The organism is Cyanobacteriota bacterium (assembly GCA_025054735.1).
Taxonomy (GTDB): Bacteria; Cyanobacteriota; Cyanobacteriia; order SKYG9; family SKYG9; genus SKYG9.
The window spans coordinates 1-6813 of record JANWZG010000203.1 but is presented as its reverse complement, the minus strand read 5'-3'; the positions used below and the strand labels follow the sequence as shown (position 1 = coordinate 6813).

Sequence of the window (6813 nt, the reverse complement as noted above, 5' to 3'; positions counted from 1 at the left end):
AGGGGTAACATCAGTTTGCAACACCAGCAATGTGATGACAGCTATGACGGCTGCGGAGAGAAGAGGTTTAAACAGCAGATGTGAACAGTAGAACTGTTGGTAATCTAGTTTGGCTAGTTGAGGGTTGATGCCAGCTTATGAAGATTTTGGTTACCGGGGCAACGGGTTTTTTAGGAACTTGTCTTTGTGACTATTTAGAGGCGGCAGGACATCAGGTAACACGACTCAACTCCAAGAACTGTGATTTGACTCACCCTGATTCCCTGATGGCATTTAACAGCACACCCTATGACCAGATATATCACCTAGCAGCATGGACGCAAGCGGGTGACTTTTGCCTTTACCATCCCGGTGAACAGTGGATCATTAATCAACAGATCAACACCAATACCTTAACGTGGTGGCAGCGCTATCAACCCCAAGCCAAGCTCATCTGTATAGGCACGAGTTGTGCCTATGCGCCCGATCGAGAGTTAGTGGAAGAAAACTACCTACTGGGGATGCCGATCGACAGCCTGTTTACCTATGCCATGACTAAGCGGATGCTATACGTTGGTCTGTTGGCTCTACAGCAGCAGTTTGGGCTAAACTACCTCTGTTTTGTGCCCTCTACCCTCTATGGCCCTGGATATCATACGGATGGGCGGCAGATGCACTTTATTTTTGACCTAATTCGTAAAATCCTGCGGGGCAAGCTCTATGGTGAACCTGTAGTATTGTGGGGGGATGGGTATCAGTCTAGAGAGTTAGTGTTTGTAGGTGATTTTGTCGAAATCATGGTCAAGCTTGCAGCTACTTACACGAACGATCTCATCAACATTGGGGCTGGGGAGGAATTTACAATTCGTTACTTTGCAGAGCTGATATGCACTCAAGTTGGGTATGACATTGAGGCTATCCAGTTTGACACTTCACGCTACGTGGGAGCTAGGTCGAAGTGCTTAGCTGTGGACAAATTACGTCGCTACTTGCCTAATCTTCAGCTAACTCCATTACAAACTGGGTTAGCAAAAACGATTGACTGGTTTTATACCCATCAAGAATTACTTTTGCCTAGATAGATGATATAGTGAGGGGTTTAGTGCCAACTGCAACTACTAATCAACCAATTTTCGTCTCATTGATTCCTAATTTGTTAGGGGGCAAGGGCCATGTCTATGCCTACCACTGCGCCGTCCGAGAAGCACTTATGCAATTAGGGTGGACTCATCAAGCAGCCGTCGCCCCTGATGCAATCCTAAAGACTCTGCCAGAAGGCTGGACTCCTGCTCTAGATGGCCCTAACTTGGAGGCGATCGCCAGCCCTGTTGCCAAGGCACTGAATTGGTGGGGAATTTATCGCTGGTCAGAACAAGTTGCCAATTACCTACGGGGGGTTGTTGTTCAAGGCCGACCTGTGATTGTGCTTTTGGAGCGATTCATCCCATCGCAACTCATAGGCCTGTGGCTGGCCTTAGCTCGCATACCGACTGACCACGTGGCTGTTTGGCTGCTCTATCGCCGAGATATCCATCGCATGAGGATTCGACGGCTGTACAAGCTCTTGAATCAGCTTATTGCCCAACAATTGTCACCTGATCGACTGCAACTCCTGTCTGATAGTGAATTGCAGGCAAAATCCCTAATGGGCTACTTTCAGATGCCCGTGACAGTAATGCCCATTCCTCACACCACCATTGAGGGCGCACAACCAGGAGCCACAACCCCAAAGCATGACATCATCTGCTGGTGGGTGGGGGAACCAAGGCCAGAGAAGGGTTTAGCAACAATTCAACGACTCGTGACCCTAACAGAATCAGTTGCTGAGCAGTTTTGCTTAATACATGCTGCCAGTGCCAACATTGCCTCCATCCCTAATGGCATGAAGGTGAAGGCTATTGCCGATAACCTGTCACGTGAAGACTATAACGCTTGGCTCATGGCTAGCGACATCATCCTACTGCCCTATGACTGTAATGCTTACCAAGAAAGGACTTCAGGGGTATTTGTTGAGGGGGTGATCGCGGGTAAGTTACCGATCGTCACACAGAACACGTGGATGGCCCATGAACTCGCTCGGTATGGTCTCTCCGAGTTAGCCGTTGTATGGGAGCAGCCAGGGATTCTACAGTACATAGTTGATCGCCTGCACGATCCGACAGTGACTGATCGCCTTCAGCGTATGCAGCAAGCATACCTAGACTTCCATACTCCAGCTACCTACGCCAAGGTATTACTGACGCTATATCACCGATCATTTCCTAGCAGCTAGGATGATACTACCGACCATGAGGAATCTATCGCATGGTTCTCCGCTAAGAGAAATACCTGCGTCAGAACTTGCCCTCCACAAACAGGCGTGCCTCTACCTGCTCACAAATCCGGTGGTAGGTGATCACGTGAATCTCTTGCACGCGAGGTGTGTGGGTTTGAGGCACAAACAGGGGATAGTCTACGTAGTCATGAAGCAAGCCACCATTGTTACCTGCCATGCCGATCGTGGTAATCCCCATACGCTGAGCAGTTTGCAACGCCAAAATCACGTTCTGAGAGCGCCCAGAGGTCGAGATTCCCCAAAGCATATCTCCAGGCTTACCTAGGGATTCAACTTGCCGAGAAAACACAGTTGCAAACTCGTGGTCGTTTGACCATGCCGTTAATGTTGCCATGTTGGTAGCTAGGGCTATGGCTGGTAACCCCTGTCGGTTGGCTAAAAAGCGCCCCACTAGCTCCGCGGCAATATGCTGAGCATCGGCTGCTGATCCCCCATTACCACACAGCAGCAACGTTTTACCTAGACGAAACCGCTCAATCAGTAGCTCAATAACTTGATCGATCGCTTGATTGTAGCTGTCAGTAAATGCTGCCGTTAGCTGTGCGATCGTGCTCTCAACCCAGTATTCCAATACAATAACTCGTTAAATTTAGTAACGTAATGTACTCTATTATGTAGTGACCTTATGGATTCACACATCAATTTTTAGGCCAGTCCTGCCGAGCCTCTCTAGGCCTCCGTGATAGTCACGCTACACCTGAGAGTCAGATGCAAATGGTAGCTGTAGGTTTTTTGCTACGCTCTGTAGCGTTAGCTTGAAGAGACGGCAGAACTGTAACCACAGCAGGAGCAAAACTAGAGTAATGGCACTAAAGTGGTAGCATTTCAACCCCTGCTGCCTCATGGTTAAGGTCAGTGAAATCGGTGCCTACACTGTTCAGCATTCTGGCTCAGCAGCCTGAACAGTACCATATGCTGCAAACCTATGCCAGTCACAGCCACAACAGGTAGGTCTCCTAACGTGTAGCCTTTTGTATGGGTTATGTCCCACTGCATCAGTTAGGGGGTATAGAATATCCATAAATGTTTACACTGAAGGTTGATTCTCAGAAACCGAAGGAGTATCGCAACGCATGGGCAAGGTAGTTGGCATTGATTTAGGCACCACAAACTCTGTTGTTGCCGTTATGGAAGGCGGTAAACCCGTTGTGATTGCCAATGCTGAGGGGATGCGCACAACTCCATCGGTAGTGGGTTTTAGCAAGGAGGGTGAGCGCTTAGTTGGGCAAATGGCCCGGCGACAGATGGTGCTAAATCCGCAAAACACGTTTTACGACATCAAGCGCTTCATTGGTCGGCGCTACAGTGAACTAACGACTGAATCAAAGCGGGTTCCTTACACTATTCGTCGGGACGAAGCTGGCAATATCAAAGTTAAGTGTCCTCGACTAGAGCGAGAGTTTGCTCCAGAGGAAATTTCAGCTATGATTCTCCGCAAGTTAGCGGATGACGCTAGTCGTTATCTGGGGCAACCAATCACTGGCGCAGTCATTACAGTGCCTGCCTATTTTGATGATTCACAGCGGCAAGCAACCCGTGATGCAGGTCGCATTGCTGGGTTAGATGTGCTGCGCATTTTGAACGAGCCGACGGCTGCTTCTTTGGCCTATGGCCTGGAAAAGCGCCAGAACCAAACGATTTTGGTGTTTGATCTAGGTGGAGGTACCTTTGATGTCTCTATCCTGGATATTAGTGATGGTGTGTTTGAGGTCAAGGCAACTAGTGGGGATACGCAGCTAGGAGGTAGCGATTTCGATCGCAAGATTGTGGATTGGCTAGCAGAGCAGTTTTTGGCGGCAGAGGATATCGATTTGCGTCGCGATCGCCAATCTCTTCAACGGCTGACAGAAGCGGCTGAAAAAGCCAAAATTGAACTCTCTGGCGTGACCGTCACCGACATCAACTTACCGTTTATCACCGCGACTGAGGATGGCCCTAAGCATTTAGAAACTCGGTTGACACGCTCTCAGTTTGAAGGTCTCTGTAGCGATTTGGTCAGTCGTCTTAAGGCTCCTGTTAAGCGGGCACTAGCTGATGCTGGCATGACTGCCAGTGACATTGATGAGGTGGTTCTCGTAGGCGGTTCCACACGAATGCCCATGGTGCAGGAATTGGTCTATAGCTTGATCGGTAAGGAACCTAACCAAAATGTGAATCCTGATGAAGTAGTGGCGGTGGGTGCAGCTATCCAAGCTGGGAGTCTGGCTGGCGATGTGAAAGATATTCTATTGCTGGATGTAACTCCCTTGTCCTTGGGGATTGAAACGATCGGTGGCGTGATGAAAACACTAATTCCTCGTAACACCACGATCCCAGTCCGACGATCGGACATTTTCTCCACTAGCGAAAATAACCAAACCGTTGTGGAAATTAACATTCTGCAAGGGGAACGCCAGATGGCCAGCGACAACAAATCTCTAGGCAAGTTCAAGCTTACAGGCATTCCGCCTGCTCCCCGTGGTGTGCCGCAAATCTTAGTATCTCTGGATATTGATGCTAACGGGATCCTACAGGTCTCTGCTCTAGACAAAACGACAGGGCGTGAACAAAGCCTAGTTATTCAGGGTGCCTCTACCTTGAGTGAAGCTGAAATTAACCGCATGTTGCAAGATGCTGAGGAGTATGCAGAGTTAGACCGAGCGCGTCGAGAGCGCGTTACCAAGCGTACCAATGCTGAAGCTCTTACCTTTAAGGCTGAGCGGGAACTGCGGGATGTAGCTCTCGACTATGGCATGTATTTTGCTCGGGATGAACGCCGCCGCATCGAAAGTCTGATACAAGAACTGCGGCAATACCTAGAGAAAAACGACGATCGAGGCATTGATAGCACCCAGGCAGATTTGCAGGATGCTCTTTTGGAGCTGAGTCGTTTGGCTGCACAGCGGCAGAAAGAAGAAGCGGAAGCGGACAACCTATTCAACACCATCAAGCGCACGTTCATGGGTGGCGATGATGAAGACGACTACTACTACGATGCCTCACCCCGACGATCGCCCTACGAAGGCTACGATCGTATGTATCAACCCAACCGCTATACCCAACCAGAGCGCCGTGATCAAGGCGAATGGGCTGACAGCCGCACGCGCTACGAGCGATCTCTATACGATCGTCCTAATCCCAGCACTTACGATAGCCGCGATCGCTATGACCGCAGTCCTGATCGCTTCAGTGCAGATAGTAATGACAACCGCAACCGCTACAATTTCTCTAGTTCCAGTAGCTACGACAGCCGCGATCGCACTGACCGTCCTAGCGTTGAGCGCCCTAATTCTGGTGGCTACAACGACCGCAATCGTTCTACCCGTTCCAGTGCTGATCGGCCTAGCGCGAGCAATAGCTACAACCAACGTCAGCGGGATGACTATCCAGGTGACCGCAACACTAATCGCAGACGCAGCAAGTTCCAGCCTGATAACTGGGATGATGATGACGAGTGGCTTTGATCCACATAGACCAGATCTTGGAGGTTAACCCCCATGACTGTAACACCCATTCAAGTCAGCAGCACCCACTCCACAGCAGCAAAGACAAGCGGGTTGCCAGTGGTAACTTGGGAGCCATTGCCTGAGGATTTTCGCCTACCCAATGATCCCGTGGACAATACCGGACAACCACTTCTAGCTGGAGCACTGCATGAGAGTTTAGAACTTGCAGGCTTGATTCAGCCCCACATGTTGATTGCAACCAATTTTGGATTGTGTGCCACCCTGAACGGCAAGTTTACGGTTAAGGCTCCTGATTGGGTCTATGTACCTAATGTCATGCCGCTGGAAGCAGGTGTTGATCGCAAAAGCTACACCCCCCACCTAGAGGGAGACCTACCCGTGATTGTAATGGAATTTCTCTCCGATGAAGACGGCGAAGAATATTCCAGCAAGCAAACCTATCCCCCCGGTAAGTGGTTTTTTTATGAGCAAATTCTCCAGGTTCCCTACTATGCCATCTTTGAGCCAATCAGTAGTGCGCTGGAGCTGTATGTATTAGCGGAAGGGCGGTATCAGTTTAAGGCTTCAGATGAAAACGATCGCAACTGGATTGCTCCCATGAACCTGTTCCTAGGGGCTTGGCGTGGTGAAAAAGAGGGCCGCAACGGTTACTGGCTACGCTGGTGGGATGCAGACGGTAATATACTCCCCTGGGCAGTTGAGCGCCTTGCCCAAGAGCAGCAAAAACTAGCGCAAGAACGACGACGGGCTGAGCAAGCTGAGCAGCAACGCCAGCAACTTCTTGACCAGTTACGCAACTTGGATCCAGCACAGTTACAGGCCTTAGGAATCCACCTTGAGTAGGGCAGGACGGTTATGCAGGCGGTTGACTACACCACTCTGATGGCGGTTGTGGCAGATCTAAAGGCCAACTGGATTCCTGCTCGCTTAGAGAAGGTTTATCAGCGCGATCGCTACACGGTCTTACTGGCTCTGCGCACTCTAGAGCGACGGGGTTGGTTAACTCTCTCATGGCACCCGCAAGCCGCCCGGATGCACATCAGCCAACCTCCT

Annotated in this window: 6 protein-coding genes; 5 read left to right on the top strand and 1 reads right to left on the bottom strand. The window is 50.1% G+C overall.

Annotated features, from left to right (window positions below; translation table 11 throughout):
• Positions 1 to 137 precede the first annotated feature (137 nt).
• Together NZ772_10965 and NZ772_10960 are read left to right on the top strand one after the other, a co-directional pair.
• Positions 138 to 1061: an NAD-dependent epimerase/dehydratase family protein gene (locus NZ772_10965; GenBank protein MCS6814070.1), complete on the top strand. Its 924-nt coding sequence runs from the start codon at positions 138 to 140 to the stop codon at positions 1059 to 1061.
• Positions 1062 to 1081: 20 nt separating this feature from the next.
• Positions 1082 to 2251: a glycosyltransferase family 1 protein gene (locus NZ772_10960; protein ID MCS6814069.1), complete on the top strand. Its 1170-nt coding sequence runs from the start codon at positions 1082 to 1084 to the stop codon at positions 2249 to 2251.
• A 61-nt stretch (positions 2252 to 2312) separates the two neighbouring features.
• Here the strand turns inward: NZ772_10960 and gmhA are convergent, their stop codons facing one another.
• Entirely contained in the window at positions 2313 to 2885 is a 573-nt protein-coding gene (gmhA, locus tag NZ772_10955) for a D-sedoheptulose 7-phosphate isomerase (GenBank protein ID MCS6814068.1), read from the bottom strand.
• Positions 2886 to 3387: 502 nt separating this feature from the next.
• On the opposite strand from gmhA, the gene dnaK reads away from it, so the two are divergent.
• The 3 genes from dnaK to NZ772_10940 form a co-directional block, all read left to right on the top strand.
• Entirely contained in the window at positions 3388 to 5757 is a 2370-nt protein-coding gene (dnaK, locus tag NZ772_10950) for a molecular chaperone DnaK (GenBank protein ID MCS6814067.1), read from the top strand.
• Positions 5758 to 5790: 33 nt separating this feature from the next.
• Positions 5791 to 6603: a Uma2 family endonuclease gene (locus NZ772_10945; protein ID MCS6814066.1), complete on the top strand. Its 813-nt coding sequence runs from the start codon at positions 5791 to 5793 to the stop codon at positions 6601 to 6603.
• 12 nt (positions 6604 to 6615) lie between these two features.
• On the top strand, positions 6616 to 6813 hold a 198-nt coding region (locus NZ772_10940), incomplete at its 3' end, for an NFACT family protein (protein ID MCS6814065.1).